Below are 23,770 nucleotides of genomic sequence, written 5' to 3' on the forward strand. Positions count from 1 at the left end.
GGCAAGGCCGCTTCCTCGGAGAGGACAGCGGCCTTGGTTTTTGGCGCAGCGGCGCAAATCAACCCGTATTGCGCAACCCCGCCGCAATCCCATTGATGCAGATGTGAATACCGGTGCGCACGCGCTCGTCGCCCTGGCCGGCGCGCCAGCGGCGGATCAGCTCGACCTGCAAGTGGTGTAGCGGGTCGATGTAGGGAAAGCGGTGGCGTATCGAGCGCGCCAGCGCGCTGTTGTGCGCCAGGCGCACCTTGTTGCCGGTGATGCGTTCCAGCGCCTCGGTGGTGCGCTGCCATTCCTGCTCGATGGCGCCAAACACCTGCTTGCGCAGGCGCGCGTTGCCGACCAGCTCGCTGTAGCGCTTGGCCAGTGCCAGGTCGCTCTTGGCCAGCACCATGTCCATGTTGGACAGCAGCGTGCTGAAGAATGGCCACTGGCGGTGCATCTTGCGCAGCAGCGCCAGCTGCGCCTTGGGGTCTTTGCCGGGCGCGTCGATGAAGGCCTGTACGGCCGAGCCAAAGCCGTACCAGCCGGGCAGCGTCAGGCGGCACTGGCCCCAGCTGAAGCCCCAGGGAATGGCGCGCAGATCCTCGATCTTCTGGCTGGCCTTGCGCGACGCGGGGCGCGAGCCGATGTTCAGTTCGGCGATCTCGCGGATCGGCGTGGCGCTGAAGAAGTAGTCGGTAAAGCCCGGCGTGTCGTACACCAGCGCGCGGTAGGCGGCCATGCTGGCGCGCGACAGCTGCTCGGCCGCCGCCAGAAACGCGGGCGTGGCGGGCTTGGTGGGCTGCAGCAGCGTGGCCTCCAGCGTCGCGGCGACCAGCGTCTCCAGGTTGCGCCGGCCGATCTCGGGGTTGGCGTATTTGCTGGCGATCACCTCGCCCTGCTCGGTCAGGCGGATCTGCCCGCGCACCGTGCCCGGCGGCTGCGCCAGGATGGCCTGGTAGCTGGGGCCGCCGCCGCGCCCCACGGTGCCTCCGCGGCCATGGAACATGCGCAGGCGGATGTCCTGGCCGCTGTTGCGTGCGTTCACTTCGTCGAACAGCGCCACCAGCGCGATCTCGGCGCGGTACAGCTCCCAATTGCTGGTGAAGATGCCGCCGTCCTTGTTGCTGTCGCTGTAGCCCAGCATGATGTCCTGCTCGGCGCCGCCGGCGCGCAGCAGGTCAAGCACGCCGTCGATGGCGTAAAAGCCCCGCATGATGCCGGCGGCGTTGCGCAGGTCTTCGATGGTCTCGAACAGCGGCACGGCGATGAGCTCGGCGCGCGCGTCGGCGTCGCCCAGCGCGCCGTGCATCAGGCCCACCTCTTTTTGCAGCAGCAGCACCTCCAGCAGGTCGCTCACCGTCTCGGTGTGGCTGATGATGTAGTGGCGAATCGCCTCGCGCCCGTGGGCGCGCAGCAGGTCGCGCGCGGCCTCGAAGATGGCCATCTCGTGCGCCGTGTGCTCCGAGTACTGCAGGCCGATGACGCGCAGCGGCCGTGCGTCGCGCAGCAGGCGCTGCAGCAGCTGCTGGCGCGCGTCCTCGTCCAGCGCGCCGTAGTCGGGCGTGATGCGCGCGCTGGCCAGCAGCTCGGTGATCACGCGCTCGTGCTGGTCCGAGCTTTGGCGCAGGTCCACCGTCGCCAGGTGAAAGCCGAAGACCTCGGCCGCGCGGATCAGCGGGTGCAGGCGCTGCAGCGCCAGCGCGCTGCCCTGGTGCGAGTCCAGCGACGCCTCGATGACACGCAGGTCGGCCAGAAAGTCCTGCGCGCTGGCATAGGCCGGGCGCTGCGCCAGCGCATGCAGCGCCGATTCGCCCCCGGTCAGCTGCGTGAGCGTGGCCGCCAGGCGCGCGTAGATGCCCGACAGCGCGCGGCGGTAGGGCTCGTCGCTGCGGTGCGCGCTCAGGTCGCCCGAGGCGTCGGCCAGCGCGGCCAGCGCTGGCGTGACCTGCACCAGCTTGGACGACAGCGACAGCTCGCGCCCGAGCTGGTTGACCTCTTGCAGATAGTGGTGCAGCGCCACGGCGCACTGGCGCCCCAGTGCCAGGCGCAGCGTGTCGGCGCCCACGTTGGGGTTGCCGTCGCGGTCGCCGCCGATCCACTGGCCCATGCGCAAGAAGCTGGCCACGGGCTGGCCGGCGCCCAGTGCCGCCTCCAGGTCGGCGTACAGCCGGGGGATTTCCTGCAGGAACGTGTATTCGTAATAGCTCAGCGCGTTCTCGATCTCGTCGGCCACCGTCAGCCGCGTGTAGCGCAGCAGCCGTGTCTGCCACAGCTGGGCCACGCGTGTGTGCAATTGCTCGTCGTTGGCCTGCAACTGGCGCGGGGTCAGCGTGTCACGCGCAGCGTTGTACAGCTGGGCGCGCGCCTGGATGTCGTCGCGCTCGGCCAGCAGCTGGGCGATGTCGCGCTCCGAATCCAGGATGCTCTTGCGCTGCACCTCGGTGGGATGGGCGGTGAGCACGGGCGATACATAGCTGGTCGCCAGCGTGCGCGCCACCGCGTCGGGCGTGATGCCGGCCCAGCGCAGGCGCGACAGCGCCACCTCGATGCTGCCCTCCTGCTGGCTGCCGGCGCGCTCGTGCACCGCGCGGCGGCGGATGTGGTGGCGATCCTCGGCCAGGTTGGCCAGGTGGCTGAAATAGGTGAAAGCGCGTATCACGCTCACCGTCTGGTCGCCGCTGAGCGACTTGAGCAGTTTTTTGAGCGCGCGGTCGGCCGCCAAGTCCTGGTCGCGGCGAAACGCCACCGACAGCTGGCGCACCTGCTCGACCAGCGCATAGGCGGCCTCGCCCTCCTGCAGGCGGATCACGTCGCCCAGAATGCGCCCCAGCAGGCGGATGTCGCGGATCAGCGGAGCGTCCTTGTCGGCCTTGCGGACGGGCGTCTCCTGCGGTGCTGCGTCGTTGGGTGCTGCCATGGCGGGTCTCTCGGGTCAGTGTCGCGATATTGCAGCGCAGCATGCTAGCATTCCCGGCGGCCCTCGCCCGTGAAGGCCGCAGTCTGTTTGCAGCCGTTCCATGACCTCCAGCCCCACTCCCCCTTCCCGCATCACCATCGCCACCCGCGAGAGCCAGCTGGCCCTGTGGCAGGCCGAGCACGTGCAGTCACTGTTGATCGCGCGCGGCCACCAGGCCGGCATTCTGGGCATGACCACGCGCGGCGACCAGATCCTGGACCGCACGCTGTCCAAGGTGGGCGGCAAGGGCCTGTTCGTCAAAGAGCTGGAGGTGGCGTTGCAAGAGGGCAACGCCGACATTGCGGTGCACTCGCTCAAGGACGTGCCCATGGAGCTGCCCGCCGGCTTTGCGCTGGCCTGCGTGATGCTGCGCGAAGACCCGCGCGACGCTTTCGTCTCGCCGCACTACGCGCGCCTGCAGGATTTGCCGCAGGGCGCGGTGGTCGGCACCTCCAGCCTGCGCCGCCAGGTGCTGCTGCAGGCGCTGCGCCCCGACCTGAAGATAGAGCCGCTGCGCGGCAATGTACAGACGCGCCTGCGCAAGCTCGACGAGGGCCAGTACGCGGCCATCGTTCTGGCGGCCGCGGGCTTGAAGCGCCTGGGCCTGCACGAGCGCATCCGCAGCGTGTTCGAGCCCACCGAGATGCTGCCCGCCGCCGGCCAGGGCGCGTTGGGCATAGAGATTCGCGCCGACCGCCAGGATCTGATCGACACGCTGGCACCGCTGGCCGACGAGCGCACCTGGCTCACTGTGACCGCCGAGCGCGCGGTCAGCCGCGCCATGGGCGGCAGCTGCTCCATGCCGCTGGCCGCGCACGGCCAATGGCAGGACGACACGCTGGCGCTGCACGCCGCCTGGGGCGACCTGGAAGGCGGCCAGCCGCTGGTGCGCGCCCAGGGCCAGGCGCCGGTTGCCACGCTGGCGCAGGCCGACGCGCTGGGGCTTGAAGTGGCCGCGCGCCTGCAGGCGGGCGGCGCGCGCAAGGCATGAGCCCGGTCGTCGTCACCCGGCCCGCGCGCGACGCCGCGCAATGGGTGGGCGACCTGCAGGCGCTGGGCATAGACGCGCTGGCGCTGCCGCTGATCGACATCCACGCGGTCAGCACCGCGCCGCTGCAGCAGGCGCTGGTGCAGGCCCGGTTGCACGCACAGGCCGGCCGCTACCAGGCCATCATGGTCGTCAGCGGCAACGCGGCGACGCATTTCTTCACGCCCGCACTCGTGGCGGCGCTGGCCGCACAGCCCGGGGGCGGCACCCGCATCTGGGCGCCCGGCCCCGGAACGGCCGGCCAGCTGCAGGCGCTGGGCCTGCCGCCCGGCTGCATCGACAGCCCCGCCGCCGACGCACGGCAGTTCGACTCCGAATCCCTGTGGCAGTCCGTCGGCCCGCGAGTGGGCACGGGCACGCGCGTGCTCGTCGTGCGCGGCACCAGCACCCCGGCGCTCGAAGGCGGCAACGGCCGTGACTGGCTGGCCGCTCGCATTGCCGCGGCTGGCGGCCAGGCCGACTTCGTCGCCGCCTACGAGCGCGCCGCCCCCGCCTGGAGCAGCGCCGACCTGCAGCAGCTGCGTGCGCTGCTTGCCAGCGACCCGCTGTGGCTGCTGAGCAGCTCCGAGGCGCTGAGCCACCTGGTCGCCGCGCTGCCCAGGCACGACTGGAGCGCCTGCCGCGCGCTGGCCACCCACCCGCGCATTGCGCAAAGCGCCACCGGCCACGGTTTTGGCCGGGTGCTGCAATGCCGTCCCACCCTGGCCGACGTGGCCGCATCGATAAAATCCGAGCATGAGCGCCGATAACCCCCTGCCCTCCCCGCCGCCACCGGCGCCCTCCTCCACGCATGGTGGTGGCGGCTCCGCGCTGGCGATGGCCATCATTTCCCTGCTGGCCGTGGGCGCGCTGGCGCTGTCGGCACTGCTGTGGCAGCGCCTGGCATCCATCCAGGAGCAGCTGGCGCGCCAGAGCGCCGAGACCGGCGCCCAGGCCATCGAGGCGCGTACCGTCGCGCGCGAGGCGCAGGATCTGGCGCGCGACAGCTCCGCCAAGCTCACCGTGCTGGAGACGCGCGTGGGCGAGGTGGCGCTGCAGCGCAGCCAGCTCGAAGAGCTGATGCAAAGCCTGTCTCGCTCGCGCGACGAGAACCTGGTCGTCGACATCGAGGCCGGCATTCGCCTGGCGCAGCAGCAGGCGCAGCTGACCGGCAGCCTGCAGCCGCTGCTGGCCGCTCTGCACAGCGCCAGCCAGCGCATCGAACGCGCGTCGCAGCCGCGGCTGACGCCGGTGCTGCGCGCCATGGCCCAGGACACCGAGCGCCTGGAGCGCGCCAACGTCACCGACACCGCCGGGCTGCTCGGCCGCCTGGACGACCTGGTGCGCCAGGTGGGCGATCTGCCCCTGCGCAATGCCGCAACCACGGCCCAGGCACTGCACGGCCCGGCGGCGCGGCCGGGCGGCGAGGCTGCCGATGAGGCGCCCGCGCAGGACAAGCCCGCCGACGCTGCCGCCACGCCGCCGTGGCAGGCCTGGCTGCAGCGCGCCTGGACCGGCGTGCGCGACGAAGCGCTGACGCTGGTGCGCATTCAGCGCATCGAGCACCCCGACGCGGTGCTGCTGGCGCCCGAGCAGGCCTTCTTCCTGCGCGAAAACCTGAAGATGCAGCTGCTCAACGCCCGCCTGAGCCTGCTGGGCCGGCGCACCGGCGCGGCGCGCGCCGACCTGGCCTACGCCTACAGCGTCATGGTCAAGTACTTCGACCCCACGTCGCGGCGTACCCAGAACGCGCTGCAGGCGCTACAGCAGCTGCAAGAGCACATGACCGCGTCCGACACGCCCACGCTGGACGACACCTTTGCCGCGCTGGCCACGGCCGCCGCCGGCCGCTGACCCCCCCGCTCTCCCGCCACCTCTTTCACGGACAGGACACACCCCCATGCGCGCAGCTCTCTGGTTTCTGGCCCTGTTTGGCGCCGCCGTCGCGGTGGCGCTGTTTGCCGGCAACAACCAGGCTGTGGTCACCGTGTTCTGGCCGCCCTGGCGCATCGACCTGGCGCTCAACCTGGTGCTGATCGCGCTGCTGGTGGGCTTCATCGTCGTGCATTCGGCTCTGCGCGGCATGGCGGTGCTGCGCGCGCTGCCCCAGCAGACCCGGCGCTGGCGCGTGATGCAGCGCGAGCGCACCATGCACGGCGCGCTGCTGGGCGCCTACTCCTACATGCTGTCCGGGCGCTACCTGCGCGCGCGCAAGGACGCGCTCACTGCCATAGGCCAATCACAGGCGCTGGAGCAGCTGCGCGAGAGCGACCCGCACACGCGCCAGATGCGCGCGCTGGCGCACCTGATCGCGGCCGAGTCGTCGCACGCGCTGCAAGACCGCGAAACCCGCCAGACGCACCTGGAGCAGGCGCAGCAGACGATTGCCGAGCACACCAGCGACAGCGAGCGCGAATTTGGCGAAGGCCTGCAGCTGCGCGCCGCGCGCTGGGCGCTGGACGACCGGGACGCCGAGTCCGCGCTGGAGCAGCTGGCCAGCCTGCCCGCCGGCACGGCCCGGCGCACGCTGGCGCTGCGCACCCGCCTGAAGGCCGCGCGCCACACCCAGCAGACCGACCTGGCGCTGGAGACCGCACGGCTGCTGGCCAAGCATGGCGCCTTTGCCCCGTCCGTGGCCGACACGCTGACGCGCTCGCTGCTGCTTGAACAAATCCGCGGCACACGCGACACGCACCAGCTCCTGCGCATCTGGCAGCAGCTGGACGCCGCCGAGCGCAGCCACCCCGACATCGCCACGCGCGCGGCGCAGCAGCTCTCGCGCCTGGGCGGCGAGCCGGCGCAGGTGCGCCAGTGGCTCACCCCCGTCTGGCAGGCGCTCAGCGGCCAGGGCGAGCCGGACTTCAACGACGCGCAATGGCTGCGTCTGGTGCGCACGCTGGAGCGCAACATGCAGGATCTGGAGGACGACTGGCTCGCCCGCATCGAGTCGGCGCAGCGCGCCCGCCCGCGCGAACCCCACCTGCAATACCTGGCCGCGGCAGCCTGCATGCACCGCCAGCTGTGGGGCAAGGCCCAGCAGGGCTTTGCCCGCGCGGTGCAACAGCTGCGCGACGAGCGCCTGCGCGCCAGCGCCTGGCGCCATCTGGCCGAGCTGGCCGAGCAGCGCGGCGACGGCGACGAGGCGGTGCACGCCTGGAAGCAGGCGGCACTGCTGCGCTGACCCCGGCGGGCTTTTCCCGCCTCCACCGCAGGGCGCTCGCCCGGCCAAAAATCAAGGCGATTTGCCGCGCGCCCGCTCCGGCCCGCTTTCCCGCTCGGCCGGGCGCGTGCGCTTGCCTGGCCACTCCACTCGATATTGCGCCGCAGCACTACCACATTGCGGCCAAACGGTACTTGGCATAAGTCAATGGAGACAGCGCCATCAACATGGGCATGTTGCACTGCATCAAGGCCGATTGAGGCGCAATCTTAGAATCGCTGGCACCATGCGGTAACAGGCTTTGTTGCTCCGTTATTTGCAGTGGATCAAAACCAGGCGCATGCATGCGCCTGCAGGGTTAAAAAACGAAAGGAACCACAGCGATGGACAGCGCCCTCCTGAGCCTGTTGGCTGCCTTCCTGCTCTCGATCATTGGACTGTTCGTCTTCATATGGTCGTTGCGCAAGGGGCTGCTGGTCGAAAATCCCAAGGCCGCATCGGCCATCTTCGTCAAGGGAGAGATCGGTCATATCGACGATCCCGCACTGGGCACCCAGCAGCAGGAGCGCTTCCAGCACGCGGCGGCCGAGCCGGGCGACGAGCGACACGTCCCGGACGCCCAGGAGCTGCAGGACCGCCTGGCCGCCGACCGCTCCAGCGCGTTTCCGGTGTTCATGTTCATCGCGTTCGCCTGCATGTGGCTGCTGTTCGGCGGCATCGCCGGACTGACGGCATCGCTCAAGCTGCACCTGCCCGACTGGCTGGTCAGCGAAGCCTGGATGACCTTTGGCCGCATGCGCACCATGCACCTGACGGCCGTGCTCTACGGCTGGATCACCAACGCCGAGCTGGGCATCATCATCTGGCTGATGCCGCGCCTGCTGCGCACGCCTCTGTTCGGCTCGATGTGGATCATGATGGGCGGCGCGCTGGTCAACGTGGCCATTGCCGCGGGCGTGGGCGCGATTGGCGCGGGCTGGACCGACGGCCTGGAGTACCTGGAAATGCCCTGGCAGATCGGTATCTTCTTTGCCGCCGGCATGGTCTGCATCATCGGCCCGGTGCTGTACACGCTGGTCAACCGCAAGGTCGAGTCGCTGTACGTGACCACCTGGTACCACACGGCCGCGCTGCTGTGGATCACCTCGCTGTTCATCGTCGGCAAGATTCCCGGCGTGCAATTCGGCGTGCAACAGGCCGCGATGAACTGGTGGTATGGCCACAACGTACTCGGCCTGTGGTTCACGCCCGTGGCCGTCGGCGCCATCTACTACTTCCTGCCCAAGATCATTGCGCGGCCGATTCGCTCGTACAACCTGTCCATCCTGGGCTTCTGGACGCTGGCCTTCTTCTACGCCCAGGTCGGTGGCCACCACCTGGTGGGCGGCCCGGTGCCGGGCTGGCTGATCACGCTGTCCATCGTGCAGAGCATGATGATGATCATTCCGGTCCTGGCCTTCGCGATCAACATGGCGCTGACGATGAAGGGGCGCATGCACCTGTCACGCTACTCGCCGGTGCTGCGCTTCATGATGTTCGGCGGCTTCATGTACATGATGTCGTCGCTGCAGGGCTCGTTCGAGGCGCTGCGCTCGGTGCAGCAGGTGGCGCACTTCACGCACTACACCGTGGCCCACGCCCACCTGGGCGCCTATGGATTCGTCACCATGGTGCTGTTCGGCGCCATCTACTTCATCATGCCGCGCATCGTGCACTGGGAATGGCCGTACCCGCGCCTGATCTCGCTGCACTTCTGGCTGGCCGCCATCGGCATCCTGATCTACTTCATCTTCCTGTCCTACGGCGGCTGGCTGCAGGGCCTGGCCATGCTCGATCCGGCGCGTCCGTTCATCGACTCCGTCCTGGTCACCATGCCCTATCTCAAGTGGCGCAGCCTGGGCGGTGCCCTGATGGTGGCCAGCCACATCGTCTTCGTCTACCACTTCCTGGTCATGGCGCTGCGCTTTGGCCCGGATCGCACGGGCGCAGCCCTGTTCTCGAGCCAACCCAAGGCCATGGAGATCGTTCATGGAAAATGAAGTCAAACTGACCGCAGGCGCGATGGCCACTTTTGCCATCGCGGTCTCCGCCCTGGTCATCCTGCCCTACATCCAGGTGCACGACGTCAAGCCGACCGAGGGCGTCAAGCCCTATACCAGCGCCGAGCTGCGCGGACGCGCCAGCTACATCGCCAACGGCTGCATGTACTGCCACAGCCAGCAGCCGCGCTCGGAGAGCTTTGCGCCTGCCGACTCCCAGCGCGGCTGGGGCCGTGCCTCGGTGCCGGGCGACTACGTGTACGACAGGCCCCACCTGCTGGGCAGCATGCGCACCGGGCCTGACCTGCTGAACATCGGCGTGCGCCAGCCCAGCAAGGACTGGCAACTGGGCCACCTGTACCAGCCGCGCGCCTATGTGCAAGAGTCCATCATGCCGTCCTACCCCTATCTGTTCGACATCAAGGACAAGGCCGAGCAGGATGAGGAAGTCGTCAACCTGCCGCCGGGCGTGGCGCCTGCGGGCAAGGTCGTCGTGCCCAAGCCTGAGACACTGGATCTGGTGAAGTACCTGCAGGCGCTCAAACGCAATTACCCGGTGCTGCCCCCGCAGCCACGCGAGGCCGAAGGTGCCAAGAGCTCCGCGGCGCCTGCGGGCGACACGGCTGCGCCTGCAGTCTGAAAGGAGGGTCACGATGAGCCAACAACCAGATATCGACGCACAAAAACGCGAAAACGAAGACCCCGAAGAGGCCATCCGCCCGATGCCGATCAGCGCCTTGCTGATCGCGCTGGTGATGGTGGTCTGGGCCGTGGTCTACATCATCCGCTCCGAACCGCTGGGCCTGTCGCAGTATGGCGACCAGCGCACGCTGGCCGAGCTCTCGGGGCCGGCCGCACCTGCTGCCGGCGCCGCCGTCGACGGCAAGGCCATTTTTGCCGCGCAGTGCGCCGCCTGCCACCAGGCCAACGGCGCCGGCCTGCCGGGCGTGTTCCCGCCGCTGGACGGCTCCGAATGGGTGCACGGCGAGCCCCGCGTGCTGGCCAACATCCTGCTGCACGGCATCACCGGCGAGATCACAGTCAAGGGCAACAAGTACCAGGGCGCCATGCCCAGCTTTGCCCAGCTGTCGGACGCCGAGCTGGCGGGCGTGGCCACCTACATCCGCACCAGCTGGTCCAACAAGAACGACCCGCTGGACGCCGACCTGTTTGCCGAGGAGCGCAAGGCCGGAGCCGACCGCACGACACCCTTCGAGGGTGAAGACGCGCTCAAGGCCTTGCTGAAGTAAGCATGCTGCGCACCGCCCTGGCCTGCCTGCTCACCCTGCTGGCCGGCTGGGCGGCGGCCTCCTGGCTGACCTACGACTTTCAGGCCTGGACCGACGAGGATGCACGCCGCCTGGAGGTGGCGTTGCGCCCGGTGCCCGCTCCGTCCGTGGCCGTCGACGGCGCGGACGTACCCGCAACCACCCTGCCCGCACTGTTGGCCGGTGGCAGCGGCACGGACGGACACGCGGGCGTGACGATCGCCGACTTCTTCTACACCCGCTGCCAGACCGTCTGCCTGTCGCTGGGCAGCAGCTTCCAGCAGCTGCAGCAGGCACTGCAGCAAGAACCCAACCCTGGCGTGCGCCTGCTGTCGATCAGCTTTGACGGCGCCCACGACGCACCGCAAGTGCTTGCCCCCTATGCTGACAAGCTGCAGGCCGACCCGCGGCTATGGCGTTTCGCACGCGTGCCCGACCCGGCGCAGCAACAGGCATTGCTGGCACGCCTGGGAGTGGTGGTCATTCCCAACGACTTTGGCGACTACGAGCACAACGCCGCACTGCTGGTCTTTGACGGCCAGGGCCGCATGGTGCGCGTCTTCGATCTGGCCGAGCAGCAGCTGGCGCTGAACTACGCCCGCCACCTGGCACGCCAGCAGCACGCCGGCGCACCGCAATCATGATGCGGCCACCATGGCCGCAAGCGGCCCGCCTGACCGCCTGGCTGACGCCACGGCGTCAGGCGCTTGCCGGCCTGTGCCTCGCCGTGGTGCTGCTATGGCCTGCCGCCCGTCACGCACTGGAAGCGAGCATGTGGCGCCACATGGTGCTGCAGTTTCCCCTGCTGATGGCCAGCGGCGCGCTGCTGGCCGTCGCCCTGCCCGAGCGGCTGCGTCGCTGGGTGATGAGCTGCAACACCCACGGCATTGCCGGCCTGGTCTGGATCAGCGCGGCGCTGGCCGTGCTGATGATCCCCCGCGTGCTCGACCTGGCCCTGTACCGCAGCGACATCGAAGTGGCCAAGTGCGCCGCGCTGCTGCTGGCCGGCGTCGCCCTGCGCCTGTCCTGGCGCCCCGCCGGACTGATCATCCAGGGCTTTTTTCTGGGCAACCTCCTGATGATGATGGTCGTCGTCGGCCAGCTCTACATCGACTCGCCCCTGCGCCTGTGCAACGCCTACCTGCTCGACGACCAGCAGCGGCTGGGCCAGTGGCTGATCTCGTTGGCCGCTTTTGTGGGCCTCACTTGGCTGGCAAACGCCACCTGGCGGCTGATCCAACGTGACGAAGCACGGCTGGCGCAGCAGTCCTGACGAATACAGCTTCACGACAGCGCGCTCACGCTCCAAGAAGCCGCCATACGCTACGCGCCCAAGGATAGGTTGAAAAAATCCGCCATGGCCATTAATTGACCATCCAGCATGTGCTGCCCCGCATGGGCCTGGGCGCCGCATGCGCACGCGGCGGCCAGCAGCGCGGTGTCGCGCATCACGGCCTCGCACACCAGCATGCCCGGCCGCAGTGTCTCGAGCGGCAGCGGCGCGGGATCATCGTCGTGCAGCCCGAGGGCCGTTGCGTTGATGACCACGTCAAAGCCCCTCGCATCGGCCGCCCCGCCGCGCATGGCGACGCCCGGCAGCGCCGGGGCGATGCGCGCCAGCGCCTCCTCGGCCCGCGCCATGGAGCGGTTGTAGAGCACCAGCTCGGCCGGGCGCTCGCGCCCCACGGCGTAGGCGATGGCCTTGCCCGCCCCGCCCGCGCCCAGCAGCAGCACGCGCTTGCCGGCCAGGCCGTGGCCCTGCTGCCTCAGGCCCGCGACGAAGCCGTCACCATCGAGGTTGCCGCCCAGCCAATGGCCGCGCGCGCCATCCCAGCGCAACACGTTGGCGGCGCCGACCAGGCGTGCCGCCGGGGTCAGCTCGCCGCAATGCGCGACCACCGCCTCCTTGTGCGGGATGGTGACCACCAGCCCGGCCAGGTTCTGGCAGCCCGCCAGTCCCGCCAGCAGCGCCGGCAGCTGCGGCGGCGCCACATGCAGCGGCACGCACACGGCGTTGTGGCCCTGGCGCGCCATGGCCGCGTTGAAGAGCTGCGGCGTGCGCACATGGGCGATAGGGTCGGCGACGATGCCGACCACCCGGGTCTTGCCGTCGATCTCCATGGCTCAGATACCGGCCATGTTGATGTACTTGACAACGAGGTAGTCCTCGATGCCGTAGCGCGAGCCCTCGCGGCCTATGCCCGACTGCTTCACGCCGCCAAACGGCGCCACCTCGTTCGAGATCAGGCCGGTGTTCACACCCACCATGCCGTACTCCAGACGCTCGGCCACGCGCCAGACGCGGCCCAGGTCGCGCGCGTAGAAGTAGCTCGCCAGGCCGAACTCGGTGTCATTGGCCAGAGCCACAACCTCGTCCTCGGTCTCGAAGCGGAACAGCGGCGCCAGCGGGCCAAAGGTTTCCTCCTTGGCCACCGCCATGCCCTGCGTGACATCGGCCAGCACCGTGGGCTCGAAGAACGACTGGCCCAACGCGTGGCGCTTGCCGCCCGTGAGCACGCGCGCGCCCTTGGCGGTTGCGTCGGCAATATGCTCCTCGACCTTGGCCACGGCCTTGGCATCGATCAGCGGACCTATGCGTACGCCGTCCTGCAGGCCATCGCCCACCTGCATAGCCTGCACGGCGGCGACCAGCTTTTGCGCGAACGCGTCGTACACCTTGGCGTGCACGTACAGGCGGTTGGCGCATACGCAGGTCTGGCCGGCATTGCGGTACTTGGAGACGAGAGCCCCCTCCACGGCGGCGTCCAGGTCGGCGTCCTCGAAAACGATGAAGGGCGCGTTGCCGCCCAGCTCCATCGACACCTTCTTGATGGTCGCGGCCGTCTGCTGCATCAGCGTGCGCCCCACCTCGGTCGATCCCGTGAAGGTGAGCTTGCGCACCAGCGGGTTGGTGGCCAGCTCGGTGCCGATGTCGCCCGCCGCGCCGGTCACCACCGACAGCACGCCAGCCGGAATGCCGGCGCGCTCGGCCAGCACGGCCAGCGCCAGGGCGGTAAGCGGCGTCTGCGAGGCCGGCTTGACCACCATGGTGCAGCCTGCGGCCAGTGCCGGCCCTGCCTTGCGCGTGATCATCGCGGCTGGGAAGTTCCACGGCGTGATGGCGGCGCACACGCCGATCGGCTCCTTGGTGACGACGATGCGCTGGCTGGCCACCGGCGCCGGAATGGTGTCGCCATAGACACGCTTGCCCTCCTCGGCAAACCATTCGATGAAGGATGCGGCGTAGGCGATCTCGCCCTTGGCCTCGGCCAGGGGCTTGCCCTGCTCCAGGGTCATGATGGTCGCCAGATCATCCTGGTGCGCCATGATCAGCTCGAACCAGCGCTTGAGCAGGGCCGCGCGCTCCTTGGCCGTGCGCGCGCGCCAGGCGGGCCAGGCGCGGTTCGCGGCCTCTATGGCCTGGCGCGCGTGGGCGGCACCGAGCTTGGGCACGCTGGCGATATGCGCGCCCGTGGCGGGATTCGTCACGGCAATGGTCTGCTGCGCGCCCAGCCACTGGCCGTCGATGAAGCACTGCTCGCGCAGCAGCGATGGGTCTTTCAAATTCCACATGGTGTTGCTCCTTGAATGCGTCAGCCGGCCATGTACAGGCCGCCGTTGACATGGATGACTTCGCCGGTGATGAAGCTGGCGGCGCTGCTGCACAGGAAGCCGATCACGCTGGCGATTTCCTCGGGTTGTCCCAGGCGCTTGAGCGGTGTTTGCTCTATCGACTCCTGGCCGCGCCTGGCGATCAGCTCATTGGTCATTGGCGTGGCGATGACGCCGGGCGAGACGGCGTTCACGCGCGTCTTCGGGCCCAGCTCGCGCGCCAGCGAGCGGGTCAGGCTCAGGATCGCCCCCTTGGACGCGCTGTAGTGCGCGTTGTAATAGGCGCCCCGATGCGCGGCCAGCGAACTCAGGTGCACGATGGAGCTGCCGTCGCGCAGCACGGCAATGGCGCGCTGGCACAGATAGAACACGCCGTCGAGGTTGATGGACAGGGTCTGGCGCCACTGCGCGTCGGTCATCTCCCTGACCGGCTGCGCCAGGTACAGGCCGGCCGAGGGCACGAGGTAGTCGATGCCGCCAAAGCGCTCACGCGCCACATCCACGGCCTTCTGCGAATCCTCGGGGTCGGCCGCATCCATGCGCAGGCAGGCCACGCGCCGCGCTACATCGCCGCCCAGGGTCTGGGCAAAGCCCTCCAGCCCGGCCAGGTCGATATCGGTCAGCACCAGGTTGGCGCCATGGGCATAAAACAGCCTGGCCACCTCGCGGCCAATGCCGCCGTTGGCACCGGTCAGCAGCAACGTCTTGTCCTGAAAGTCGTACATAAGAAAATCTCCTGGTCAGATATGCAGGGCCCGGCCGTAGGCAGCCAACACTGCCTCGTGCATGGATTCGGACATCGTGGGGTGAGGAATGATGGTGGCCATCAGGTCGGCCTCGGTGGTCTCCAGCGTCTGCGCGATGGCAAAGCCCTGGATCATCTCGGTGACCTCCTCGCCCACCATGTGCGCGCCCAACAGCTCGCCGCTGCCCGCGTCGAACACCACCTTGGCAAAGCCAGCGGTGGCGCCCATGGCAATCGCCTTGCCGTTGGCGCCAAAGGGGAACTTGCCCACCTTGACCTTGTGGCCCGCGGCCCTGGCCTGGGCCTCGGTCAGGCCCACACTGGCCACCTGCGGGTGGCTGTAGGTGCAGGCGGGCACGCGCCTGGGGTCGAGCGCGTGCGGTGCCAGGCCGGCAATATGCTCCACGCACATCACCCCCTCATGGCTGGCCTTGTGCGCCAGCCAGGGCGGCCCCGCCACATCGCCTATGGCGTACACGCCCGGCTCGGCGGTGCGGCATTGCGCATCGGTGACGATATGGGTCTTCTCCACCTGCACGCGGGTCTTTTCCAGGCCCAGGTCTTCCACGTTGCCGACGATGCCCGCGGCTACCAGCACCACGTCGGCCTGCAGCTGCAACCGGGCCTTGGCGGCGTCCTGGGCCTGCAGCGTCACCTCCCAGCCATTTTTGCCGCGCTGCGCCTGGGCCACGGCCATGCCGGTGTGAATGGCGATGCCCTCGCGCTGCAGACTGGCGGCCACCTGGGCGGAGACTTCCTCGTCCTCCACCGGCAGGATGCGCCCCGCCATTTCCACCACCGTGACCTCAGCGCCCAGCGTGCGGTAAAAGCTCGCGAACTCTATGCCTATGGCCCCCGCGCCCACGATCAGCAGGCGCTTGGGCAGGGCGGGCGGGGTCAGCGCCTCGCGGTAGGTCCACACGCTCTGGCCGTCGCTGGGCAGCTGCGGCAGCTGGCGCGCCCTGGCGCCCGTGGCCAGCACGATGTGCTTGGCCCTGAGTGCCGGGGACACGCCATCCGCGCCTGAGACGGACACCGCGCCCGCGCCCTGCAGGCGGGCATGGCCGGTAAACACCTTGACGCCGTTCTTCTTCATCAGGTGCGCGACGCCCTTGTTGAGCTGCACCGCGACGGCGCGCGAGCGCGCCACCATGGCCGCCAGATCGGCCTGGGGCGCGGCGGCCTGCACGCCGAACTGCGCGGCATTGCGCACCAGGCGCAGCACGTCGGCCGAGCGCAGCAGCGCCTTGGTCGGTATGCAGCCCCAGTTCAGGCAGATGCCGCCGAGCTGCGCCTTTTCCACCAGCGCGGTCTTCATGCCCAGCTGCGCGGCGCGGATGGCGGCCACGTAGCCGCCCGGGCCACCGCCGATGACCAGCAGATCGAATGTTTCCTGTGCCATGACGCGCCTCCTCAGACCAGCATGGACAGCGGCGACTCGATGGCGCGCTGGAACGCCGCCAGCCACTGCGCTGCCAGCGCGCCATCGATGGCGCGGTGGTCCACCGACAGCGTGCAGCGCATCACCGTGCCCACCTTGAGCTCCCCGCCCTCCACCACGGGCTGCTGCCGCGACGCGCCCACAGCCAGGATGGCGGCCTGCGGCGGGTTGATGATGGCGGCGAACTCGCCCACGCCGTACATGCCCAGGTTGCTCACGCTCATGCTGCCGCCCTGGTATTCGTCGGGGCGCAGCTGGCCGGCACGGGCGCGCGCGGCCAGGTCGGCGATCTCGGCGCTGATCTGCGACAGCGTCTTGCCGTCGGCCGCGCGCACGATGGGGGTGATCAGGCCGGCGTCGGTGGACACGGCCACGGCGATGTCGGCCTGCTGGTACTGGCGCATGGCTGCGTCGGTCCAGCCCACGTTGGCCTGCGGCACCTCGCGCAGCGCCACGGCCACCGCGCGCACGATGAAGTCGTTGACCGAGATCTTGCGGCTCGCGCCGGCATTGATCTCGGCGCGCAGCGCCAGCAGGCGCTCCATGCGGCAATCGACCGAGAGGTAGAAATGCGGGATGGTGGACTTGCTCTCGGCCAGGCGCCGGGCGATGGTGCGGCGCATAGTGCTGTGCGGCACCTCGGTATAGCCGGCGCCGCTGGCGGGCGCAGGCGCAGACACTGCGGCCGCGGCCGCAGGCTGGCTGGCTGCGCGCTCGATGTCGATCTTCACGATGCGGCCATTCGGGCCACTGCCGGCCAGGCCCGCCAGCGCTATGCCGCGCTGCGCCGCCAGGCGCCGCGCCAGCGGGCTGGCGCGCAGGCGCTGGCCTGCATCGCTTGAGGCCGCGGTCACGGGGGCAGTCACGGCGGCAGGCGCGGGTGCCGCGGACTGCTGCTGGGTCGGTGCGGCCGTAGGCGCTGCGGCGCCGGCGGCCTGCAGCAATGCGTCCACATCCGCAACCGTCTCCCCCTGGGCCAGCAGCACGGCGATGGGCGCGCCCACCTCGACCTCCTGGCCCGCCTGCACCAGCAGGCGCCCCAGCACGCCGGCGGCTTCGGCGTTGAACTCGACCACGGCCTTGTCGGTTTCGATCTCGGCCAGGCAGTCGCCCGCGGCCACGGTGTCGCCCTCCTGCCGCGTCCAGGCGGACAAGGTGGCATGAGTGGAATTGGCTGCCACTTCGGGCATGCGCAGCAAGGTAGCCATGTCAAACGCTCCTGTTCTTCAAATCATTGCGGTAGCTGGCGATGTCGGCGTACTGCACGAGCTCCAGCACATGGCCCTCGGGGTCGCGGCAAAACGCCAGGTAGGTGCCGGGGCGCACCTCGACGCGCTCGGGGCCGGTCAAAAACTCCACCCCCTCGGCCCGCAGCCGCGCCATGGCGGCGTTGATGTCCTCGACGATGAACGTCAGGTAGCTGGCATTGGGTTGGGCCAGGATGGGGCCCACTTGCTGGGCAGCCGGCGCGGAATCCACCGGGGCCAGCAGCTTGATGCGCTCGCCATGGCTGGTCTGCAGGCGCACCACGGTGTAGCCGCCATCGGCCAGCGCCGCCTGGCGCGCCTTGTCGGCGGGCACGAAGACCTCGCTGACAAAGCGGCAACCCAGCGCGTTTTCATAAAACGCCCGCATGCGCGGCAGATCCCGCACGCCCAGGCCCACTTCCAGGGGGGCCATCATGTTCATGCTCATGCTGTACTCCCCTGCCCTCAGGCGCGGCCCTGCTCACGCATGACCAGCCGCAGCCCGGCGACGACCTCCTCGGTGCGCGCCGCGGCGGCGCGCTCCAGCACCTTGGAGATGCTGGGCGAGGCCTCGGCGCCGGTCACGCGCTGCACCGGCTGGTCCAGCCAGTCGAAGCAGCGGCGCTGGATCTCGTCGGCCAGCCAGCCGCCATACGATGTGCCACGCGCGCCCTGCTCCACGATGAGCACGTTGTTGGTCTTTCGGATGCTGGCCTCGATGGTGTCCCAGTCCAGGCTGGCACGATCGAGCCAGCGCAGATCCACCACCTCGGCATCTATGCCGGTCTGCTCCACGGCCTCCAGCGTGTGCTGCACCATGGACAAATAGGTCAGCACCGTGACGGCCTGGCCGCCACGGCGCACCGCGGCCTTGCCTACGGGAATGATGTAGTCCAGGTCCTCCACCGGCGCCGCGCCCTGGCTGTTGTACAGATCCACATGCTCGATCACCAGCACCGGATCCTTGCAGGCCAGCGCAGCGTTCATCAGCCCCACATAGTCGAACGGCGTGGACGCGGCCACGATGCGCCAGCCCGGTGCGGTGGCGAAGATGCCGGCCGGGTCCATGGAATGCTGCGAGCCATAGCCCGTGCCCATGGCCACCTTGGTGCGCAGCACCAGAGGCACCTCGAAGCCGCCGCCGAACATGTGGCGCGCCTTGCCGATCTGGTTGAACACCTGGTCGGCCGCCACCCACATGAAGTCGGGGTACATGAATTCGATCACCGGCTTGTAGCGCCCGTCCATGGCGAGGCCCCCGCCCAGACCGGCGAAGGCGTTCTCGCTGATGGGGGTGCCCAGCACACGATCCGGGAAGCGGTCGCGCAGGCCCCGCGTGGCGCCGTTGGTGCCACCCTTGAGGCGGTGCACGTCCTCGCCCATGACGACGATGGAGGCGTCGGTCTCCATGCGGCGGTTCATCACGTCGGCCACCACGTCCACGAACTTGCGCTGCTCGGTCTTGCCGGCAAAGCTGCCGGCTTCCTCGGCGCGCAGGCCCTGCAGCTCGCTCAGGTCGCCACGCACGCCCACGTCGCGGAAGTCCGGGCTGGGCCAGAGTTCGGGGCGGATGCGGCGCTTGCCCGGCTTGCCCGTGGGATCCATCTCCAGCAGCTCAGCGCTGGCCTGGGCCATGGCGTCCTTGATGCGCTGGCGCAGCGCCTGGGCATCGTCCTCGGTGAGCAGGCCGCGCTCCTGCATCCGGGCTTCGAGCAGCGCGATCGGGTCGCGCGCACGCCACTGCTGCTCCTCATCCTTGCTGCGGTAGCCAAAGGCGCTGCCGGGGAAGGGGCCGTTCTGGTGGAAGAAGCGGTAGACATCGGCCTCGATCACCGTCGGACCCTTGCCCGCGCGCATGTGCGCCAGGGCCTCCTGCATGGCCAGGTGCACGGCCAGCGGGTCCATGCCGTCAACCTTCCAGCTTTGGATGTTGAAGGCCAGGCCGCGTGCCGACAGGCGCGTCTCGGCCGTGGACTCCTCCACCTTGGTAGAGACGGCGTAGCGGTTGTTTTCGATGAAGAAGCACAGCGGCAGCTTCCAGGCGGCCGCCAGGTTCATGGTCTCCAGCACCGACCCAATGTTGACCGCGCCGTCGCCAAAATAGGTCACGGCCACGGCATCCGTGCCCGCATGCCTATGCGCCCAGGCCGCGCCGGCCGCCAGCGGCACGCCTCCACCCACGATGGCGTTGGTGCCCAGGGCGCCGGCCTCCACCCACTGCAGGTGCATGGAGCCGCCGCGGCCATGGCAGAAGCCCTGATCCAGCCCCAGGATCTCGGCCAGCGTGCGCTGCAGCAGGTTCTGCACCTCGCCGCTAAACCCTGCCTTGGGATCGAGCCCCTGCGGTGCAATATGGCCCAGCGCCTTGGAGAGGAACTGGTGATGGCCACGATGCGAGCCGTTGATCTGGTCGGCCGTGGTCAGGCCGACGATGGAGCCAGCCGCGCCACCCTCCTGACCAATACTGGAGTGCGCGGGGCCGTGCACCAGGCCCTCGCCCGCCAGGTCCAACACGCATTCCTCGAAGCCGCGGATGACATGCATGTGCGTCAGCAGCGTGCCCAGGAGGACGGGATCGGCCTGCGCCCAGTCCTCGGCGGTGGTGGCAATCTCGACCCAGTCGCTTGCGGGGGTCAGCGGTGTACGTATCGTCATATCGTGTTCCTGTCTGTTTTGCGTGAGCGGATTCAATAGCCTTGCGCCAGCCAGCCGCCGTCGGAGACGAGGGCATGGCCGGTGATGAAGGCGGCGGCGTCCGAGGCCAGGTACAGCGCGGCCTCGGCCATTTCCTCGGGGCGCCCGAGGCGGTTCATGGGCGTCTTGCCGCACAGCTCGGCACCATTGATGACGCCGCGCGCCATCAGGTCGTCCATCAGGGCCGTGTGCGTGTAGCCGGGGCAGATGGCGTTGACGCGGATGCGGTGCTGCGCCCATTCGGCTGCCAGGCATTTGGTGAGCGAGACCACGCCGGCCTTGGCCGCGCAATAGGCCAGGCGATTGGCCGAGCTGGACAGCCCCCAGATCGAGGCCGTGCTCAGGATCACGCCGCCGCCCTGGCTTGCCATGCGCCGGCCGGCGGCCTGCGCGCAGTAAAAGACGCCGGACAGGTCGATGTCGATGGCACGGCGCCATTCGGCGGGCGTGAGCTCCAGCGAGGGCTTGTTCATCGAGATGCCAGCGTTGTTCAGCAGGATGTCGATGCGGCCGAAGCGCGCCTCGGTCGCGGCGCAGGCGCGCTCCACCGCCTCGTCGTCGGCGATCGAGGCCTGCACGATGTCCACCTCGACGCCGGGAAAGGCTTGCTGCAGCTGCGCGCACGTCTGCTCCAGCGCCGCCTGGTCAATGTCGAGCAACATCAGGCGTGCGCCGTGGCGGGCGAAGGCATGGGCCATGGCGCGGCCTATGCCGCTGCCCGCGCCGGTGTTGAGCACCACCCTGCCCGCCAGGCCAGGATAGCTGGCCGTGGCAAAGGGCTGGGCGCCGGGGTAGCCAAGGGGGATAGGGGTAGGAGTCGTCATACGGCAAGCCAATCGGTCATGAGTTGTGGGTTGGAGGTGAGCTCTTGCGGCGTGCCTTCGAACACGATGCGGCCATGGCCCATCACGCACACGCGGCTGGAGACCTTGAGCGCGATGGCCAGCTTCTGCTCGACCAGCACCACCGACACGCCCTTGCTGTGGATGTCCTTGATGACCTCGCCCACCACCTGCACGATCTTGGGCGCCAGGCCCTCGGTGGGCTCGTCGATCAGCATCACCAGCGGATTGCCCAGCAGCGAGCGGCACATGGTCAGCATCTGCTGCTCGCCGCCCGACAGGCTGCCGGCCCGGGTGTTGCGCCGCTCCTTGAGGCGCGGGAAGTAGTCGAACATCTGCTCCACGCTCCAGCGCGTGCGCCCGGCGGGCGCTTTTTGCTCGCCCATGCGCAGGTTCTCGTCCACGGTGAGGTTGTGGAACACCTCGCGCTCCTCGGGCACGAAGGCCACGCCGGCGCGGCAGATCTCGAACGAGCGCGCACCGGCTATCTTTTTGCCCTGCAACGTGATCTGGCCATCCGAGGGCTCGACCAGCCCCATGATGGTCTTCATGGTGGTGGAACGGCCAGAGCCGTTGCGCCCCAGCAGGCTCACCACCTCACCCGGTGCGACGTGAAAGTCCACCCCGTGCAGGATGTGGCTCTTGCCATAGTGGGCATGCACACCCTTGAGCTGCAGCAAGGCTTGTGTGTTGATGCTCATGCCGCCACCTCCTCGCCCAGATAGGCTTCCTTGACCTTTTGGTTGTTGCGGATCTCGTCGGGCGTGCCGGTGGCGATCACCTGGCCATAGACCAGCACGCTGATGCGGTCGCACAGCGAGAACACCACGTCCATGTCGTGCTCCACGATGAGCAGCGAGCGGCCCTGGGTCACCTGCTTGATGAGCTCGACCGCATAATCGGTCTCCTCGTGCGACATGCCGGCCATGGGCTCGTCCAGCAGGATGACCTGGGGGTCGGAGGCCAGCGCCATGGCGATTTCCATCGAGCGCTGCTCGGAGTACGACAGCTCTCCGGCAATCGCGTCACGCCGCGCGGCCAGGCGCACCTGCTCCAGCAAACGCTCGGTCTCCTCGCGCACCTTGGGGTAGCTGCCGATGAAGCGCCACAGCGTGTTCTGCACGCCATGGCGGCGCATCACGGCCAGGCGCAGGTTCTCGTATACCGACAGCTTGGGGAAGATGTTGGTGATCTGAAACGAGCGCGCCAGTCCCAGGCGATTGATGCGCTGCGGGCTTGCGCCCTGGATGTCGTGGCCGTCGAAGTGGATGCGCCCGCTGGTCGGCACGTAGTGGCCCGAGATCAGGTGGAACACCGTGGACTTGCCCGCGCCGTTGGGGCCGATCAAGGCATGGCGCTCGCCGGCGCGCAGCTCCAGGTCCACGCCGCGGATGATCTGCGTCTCGCCGAAGGCCTTGTGCACATCGGTCAGGGTCAGAATGGGTTGCATTGCATTCACAGCACACCTCCTTGCGCGCCGGCCATCGCACTGGCATCCGCGCGCTGCGCCTCGGCACGCTCGAGCAAAGCCGCCCACATGCGCCGTGTTGCAACCACCAACGCCGCACCAACACCGCACAGCACGAGGGGAACGGCCCAGGTCGCCACCGCCGTCGGCAGCCAGTCACGCCCGAACAGCGCAATCGCCGTCCAGCCGGCATCCGGCTGCAGCGCCACCAGCGAGCGGTAGTCCTGGGAGAAAAAGCGCTGCAGCAGTTCGACCGTGAACACCGTTGCCGCCGTCAGCAGCGTGGCAGCAATCGCACCCAGCAACAGCAAGGGCAGCAGGCGTGCGAAACCGTGGGCTCTGCGGGTGCTTGCCAGCAAGCCGAAAAATCCCGTCAACCCCGTCGGCATGAACATCATCACCAGCACGAACAAAATGCCCTGGTACAGCAGCCACGCACGCGTCAGGTCGGACACGGCGTAGCCAAAGAAGGTCATGAGCGATGCACCCAGGGCTGGCCCCAGAAATACCGAGACGCCTCCGATGTAGCTGTTGAGCACCACCGCCGCCGAGATATGGCCTTCAAGCAGCACATAGTTGGCCGACTCGGTATTGAGCGCCTGCAGGCCTCCGGCGACGCCGGCGAACATGGCAGAGATGGCGAACACCGTGACGTTCAGGCGGTGCACCTCGTAACCGAGAAAGCGCAGTCGCTGCGTGTTCTCGCGCAGGCCCAGCGTCAGGCGCCCCACGGGAGTGAGGGTGAACAGGTACAGCAAAGCGAGCGACAGCAGCACCCAGGCCAGAGTCAGGTAATACACCTCGATGGAAGAGCCGAAAGTGAAGCCCCAGGCCGGCATGCGCATGGTGGAGATGCCTGCCTCGCCGCCGAACACATCCTTGAGGTGGGGGGCCAGCGCATACAGCAGCTCGGCCAGCGCCAAGGTGATCATGGCGAAGTAAGCGCCGGTGCGCTTGGTGGCGAACCAGCCGGCAAAGATACCGACGAGCAGTCCCACGACGGCGCCCGCCAGTGGCATCAGCGGCGTGGGCAGCAGACCCGCGCCGTTGAAGGCGTTCATGGCATGCACCGTGGCAAAGGTGCCGACACCGAAGTAGGCCGCATGGCCGAAGGACAGCATGCCGCCCTGCCCGCACAGCACGTTGAAGGCGCAGGCGAAAAGCGCCGCGATCAGCATTTGGATGGATGCGTTGAGAAGCGCTGGCGTGGTCAGTGCCGGCAGCGCCAGCAACAGCGCCACGCCCACTGCCAACGCGATCCAGGTACTTGATTTCATGATGAGAAC

The 23,770-nt window shown here is 68.8% G+C and carries 21 protein-coding genes; 9 read left to right on the forward strand and 12 right to left on the reverse strand.

From position 1 onward, the window contains the following. Positions 1–58 precede the first annotated feature (58 nt). Complete coding sequence (ppc, locus tag ABD767_RS07625; RefSeq protein WP_103043732.1) at positions 59–2,902, reverse strand: phosphoenolpyruvate carboxylase; 2,844 nt, start codon at positions 2,900–2,902, stop codon at positions 59–61. A gap of 100 nt (positions 2,903–3,002) precedes the next feature. Between ppc and hemC the strand changes: the two genes are divergently transcribed. The 9 genes from hemC (at position 3,003) to ABD767_RS07670 (ending at position 11,708) form a co-directional block, all read left to right on the forward strand. After that, on the forward strand, positions 3,003–3,932 hold the full coding sequence (gene hemC / locus ABD767_RS07630) for a hydroxymethylbilane synthase (RefSeq protein ID WP_103043733.1): 930 nt from the start codon (positions 3,003–3,005) through the stop codon (positions 3,930–3,932). Then, the gene (locus ABD767_RS07635; protein ID WP_103043734.1) at positions 3,929–4,738 is read left to right on the forward strand and encodes a uroporphyrinogen-III synthase; all 810 of its coding nucleotides are present in this window, start codon (positions 3,929–3,931) and stop codon (positions 4,736–4,738) included. Before hemC ends, ABD767_RS07635 begins: the two co-directional genes overlap by 4 nt. Continuing rightward, a complete protein-coding gene (locus ABD767_RS07640) occupies positions 4,725–5,822 on the forward strand; it encodes a uroporphyrinogen-III C-methyltransferase (protein ID WP_103043735.1) in 1,098 nt (365 codons plus the stop codon). The genes ABD767_RS07635 and ABD767_RS07640 overlap by 14 nt, the downstream gene beginning before the upstream one ends. 46 nt (positions 5,823–5,868) lie before the next feature. After that, on the forward strand, positions 5,869–7,149 hold the full coding sequence (locus ABD767_RS07645; RefSeq protein ID WP_103043736.1) for a heme biosynthesis HemY N-terminal domain-containing protein: 1,281 nt from the start codon (positions 5,869–5,871) through the stop codon (positions 7,147–7,149). Positions 7,150–7,511: 362 nt separating this feature from the next. Next, on the forward strand, positions 7,512–9,167 hold the full coding sequence (locus ABD767_RS07650; protein ID WP_103043737.1) for a cbb3-type cytochrome c oxidase subunit I: 1,656 nt from the start codon (positions 7,512–7,514) through the stop codon (positions 9,165–9,167). Beyond that, positions 9,157–9,807, forward strand: coding sequence for a cbb3-type cytochrome c oxidase subunit II (locus ABD767_RS07655; RefSeq protein WP_103043738.1), 651 nt, complete (start codon positions 9,157–9,159; stop codon positions 9,805–9,807). The genes ABD767_RS07650 and ABD767_RS07655 overlap by 11 nt, the downstream gene beginning before the upstream one ends. 13 nt (positions 9,808–9,820) lie before the next feature. After that, positions 9,821–10,417 (forward strand): c-type cytochrome, encoded by a 597-nt coding sequence (locus ABD767_RS07660; protein WP_103043739.1) that lies wholly within the window; start codon positions 9,821–9,823, stop codon positions 10,415–10,417. Between the two features lie 2 nt (positions 10,418–10,419). Further along, complete coding sequence (locus ABD767_RS07665; RefSeq protein ID WP_103043740.1) at positions 10,420–11,079, forward strand: SCO family protein; 660 nt, start codon at positions 10,420–10,422, stop codon at positions 11,077–11,079. Positions 11,080–11,207: 128 nt separating this feature from the next. Next, entirely contained in the window at positions 11,208–11,708 is a 501-nt protein-coding gene (locus ABD767_RS07670; protein WP_344869084.1) for a hypothetical protein, read from the forward strand. A gap of 50 nt (positions 11,709–11,758) precedes the next feature. On the opposite strand, the gene ABD767_RS07675 is transcribed toward ABD767_RS07670, so the two are convergent. Genes ABD767_RS07675 through ABD767_RS07725 form a run of 11 tightly spaced genes read right to left on the reverse strand, consistent with a single transcriptional unit; the run spans position 11,759 to position 23,761 of the window. Beyond that, the gene (locus ABD767_RS07675) at positions 11,759–12,556 is read right to left on the reverse strand and encodes a shikimate dehydrogenase (protein WP_103043742.1); all 798 of its coding nucleotides are present in this window, start codon (positions 12,554–12,556) and stop codon (positions 11,759–11,761) included. A 3-nt stretch (positions 12,557–12,559) separates the two neighbouring features. Continuing rightward, positions 12,560–14,008, reverse strand: coding sequence for an NADP-dependent succinate-semialdehyde dehydrogenase (gene gabD, locus ABD767_RS07680; RefSeq protein ID WP_103043743.1), 1,449 nt, complete (start codon positions 14,006–14,008; stop codon positions 12,560–12,562). 20 nt (positions 14,009–14,028) lie between these two features. Continuing rightward, a complete protein-coding gene (locus ABD767_RS07685; RefSeq protein ID WP_103043744.1) occupies positions 14,029–14,772 on the reverse strand; it encodes an SDR family oxidoreductase in 744 nt (247 codons plus the stop codon). A gap of 15 nt (positions 14,773–14,787) precedes the next feature. Continuing rightward, positions 14,788–16,194, reverse strand: coding sequence for a dihydrolipoyl dehydrogenase (lpdA, locus tag ABD767_RS07690; RefSeq protein WP_103043745.1), 1,407 nt, complete (start codon positions 16,192–16,194; stop codon positions 14,788–14,790). Between the two features lie 11 nt (positions 16,195–16,205). After that, complete coding sequence (locus ABD767_RS07695; RefSeq protein WP_103043746.1) at positions 16,206–17,441, reverse strand: pyruvate dehydrogenase complex dihydrolipoamide acetyltransferase; 1,236 nt, start codon at positions 17,439–17,441, stop codon at positions 16,206–16,208. 1 nt (position 17,442) lies between these two features. After that, entirely contained in the window at positions 17,443–17,928 is a 486-nt protein-coding gene (locus tag ABD767_RS07700; RefSeq protein ID WP_103043747.1) for a VOC family protein, read from the reverse strand. A 17-nt stretch (positions 17,929–17,945) separates the two neighbouring features. Continuing rightward, positions 17,946–20,135: a thiamine pyrophosphate-dependent enzyme gene (locus ABD767_RS07705; protein ID WP_103043748.1), complete on the reverse strand. Its 2,190-nt coding sequence runs from the start codon at positions 20,133–20,135 to the stop codon at positions 17,946–17,948. 32 nt (positions 20,136–20,167) lie between these two features. Next, positions 20,168–20,998, reverse strand: a complete 831-nt coding sequence (locus ABD767_RS07710; protein ID WP_103043749.1) for a glucose 1-dehydrogenase — start codon at positions 20,996–20,998, stop codon at positions 20,168–20,170. Then, complete coding sequence (locus ABD767_RS07715; protein ID WP_344869091.1) at positions 20,995–21,717, reverse strand: ABC transporter ATP-binding protein; 723 nt, start codon at positions 21,715–21,717, stop codon at positions 20,995–20,997. The genes ABD767_RS07710 and ABD767_RS07715 overlap by 4 nt, the downstream gene beginning before the upstream one ends. Beyond that, complete coding sequence (locus tag ABD767_RS07720; RefSeq protein WP_103043750.1) at positions 21,714–22,466, reverse strand: ATP-binding cassette domain-containing protein; 753 nt, start codon at positions 22,464–22,466, stop codon at positions 21,714–21,716. Before ABD767_RS07720 ends, ABD767_RS07715 begins: the two co-directional genes overlap by 4 nt. 5 nt (positions 22,467–22,471) lie before the next feature. Further along, positions 22,472–23,761, reverse strand: coding sequence for an ABC transporter permease subunit (locus tag ABD767_RS07725; RefSeq protein ID WP_103043751.1), 1,290 nt, complete (start codon positions 23,759–23,761; stop codon positions 22,472–22,474). Positions 23,762–23,770: the final 9 nt, after the last annotated feature.

It is taken from the genome of Comamonas faecalis (genome assembly GCF_039538025.1).
Taxonomy (GTDB): Bacteria; Pseudomonadota; Gammaproteobacteria; order Burkholderiales; family Burkholderiaceae_C; genus Comamonas_C; species Comamonas_C faecalis.

Excerpts from the sequence above, each read along its gene's own strand:
- ABD767_RS07720 (WP_103043750.1), bottom strand. The coding sequence starts at position 22,466 with ATGCAACCCATTCTGACCCTGACCGATGTGCACAAGGCCTTCGGCGAG.
- hemC (WP_103043733.1), top strand. The coding sequence starts at position 3,003 with ATGACCTCCAGCCCCACTCCCCCTTCCCGCATCACCATCGCCACCCGC.
- ABD767_RS07725 (WP_103043751.1), bottom strand. The coding sequence starts at position 23,761 with ATGAAATCAAGTACCTGGATCGCGTTGGCAGTGGGCGTGGCGCTGTTG.
- ABD767_RS07710 (WP_103043749.1), bottom strand. The coding sequence starts at position 20,998 with ATGACGACTCCTACCCCTATCCCCCTTGGCTACCCCGGCGCCCAGCCC.
- ABD767_RS07650 (WP_103043737.1), top strand. The coding sequence starts at position 7,512 with ATGGACAGCGCCCTCCTGAGCCTGTTGGCTGCCTTCCTGCTCTCGATC.
- ABD767_RS07670 (WP_344869084.1), top strand. The coding sequence starts at position 11,208 with ATGTGGCGCCACATGGTGCTGCAGTTTCCCCTGCTGATGGCCAGCGGC.
- ABD767_RS07705 (WP_103043748.1), bottom strand. The coding sequence starts at position 20,135 with ATGACGATACGTACACCGCTGACCCCCGCAAGCGACTGGGTCGAGATT.
- ABD767_RS07685 (WP_103043744.1), bottom strand. The coding sequence starts at position 14,772 with ATGTACGACTTTCAGGACAAGACGTTGCTGCTGACCGGTGCCAACGGC.
- ABD767_RS07640 (WP_103043735.1), top strand. The coding sequence starts at position 4,725 with ATGAGCGCCGATAACCCCCTGCCCTCCCCGCCGCCACCGGCGCCCTCC.
- ABD767_RS07700 (WP_103043747.1), bottom strand. The coding sequence starts at position 17,928 with ATGAGCATGAACATGATGGCCCCCCTGGAAGTGGGCCTGGGCGTGCGG.
- ABD767_RS07695 (WP_103043746.1), bottom strand. The coding sequence starts at position 17,441 with ATGGCTACCTTGCTGCGCATGCCCGAAGTGGCAGCCAATTCCACTCAT.
- gabD (WP_103043743.1), bottom strand. The coding sequence starts at position 14,008 with ATGTGGAATTTGAAAGACCCATCGCTGCTGCGCGAGCAGTGCTTCATC.
- ABD767_RS07660 (WP_103043739.1), top strand. The coding sequence starts at position 9,821 with ATGAGCCAACAACCAGATATCGACGCACAAAAACGCGAAAACGAAGAC.
- ABD767_RS07655 (WP_103043738.1), top strand. The coding sequence starts at position 9,157 with ATGGAAAATGAAGTCAAACTGACCGCAGGCGCGATGGCCACTTTTGCC.
- ABD767_RS07635 (WP_103043734.1), top strand. The coding sequence starts at position 3,929 with ATGAGCCCGGTCGTCGTCACCCGGCCCGCGCGCGACGCCGCGCAATGG.
- ABD767_RS07715 (WP_344869091.1), bottom strand. The coding sequence starts at position 21,717 with ATGAGCATCAACACACAAGCCTTGCTGCAGCTCAAGGGTGTGCATGCC.
- ppc (WP_103043732.1), bottom strand. The coding sequence starts at position 2,902 with ATGGCAGCACCCAACGACGCAGCACCGCAGGAGACGCCCGTCCGCAAG.
- ABD767_RS07665 (WP_103043740.1), top strand. The coding sequence starts at position 10,420 with ATGCTGCGCACCGCCCTGGCCTGCCTGCTCACCCTGCTGGCCGGCTGG.
- ABD767_RS07645 (WP_103043736.1), top strand. The coding sequence starts at position 5,869 with ATGCGCGCAGCTCTCTGGTTTCTGGCCCTGTTTGGCGCCGCCGTCGCG.
- lpdA (WP_103043745.1), bottom strand. The coding sequence starts at position 16,194 with ATGGCACAGGAAACATTCGATCTGCTGGTCATCGGCGGTGGCCCGGGC.
- ABD767_RS07675 (WP_103043742.1), bottom strand. The coding sequence starts at position 12,556 with ATGGAGATCGACGGCAAGACCCGGGTGGTCGGCATCGTCGCCGACCCT.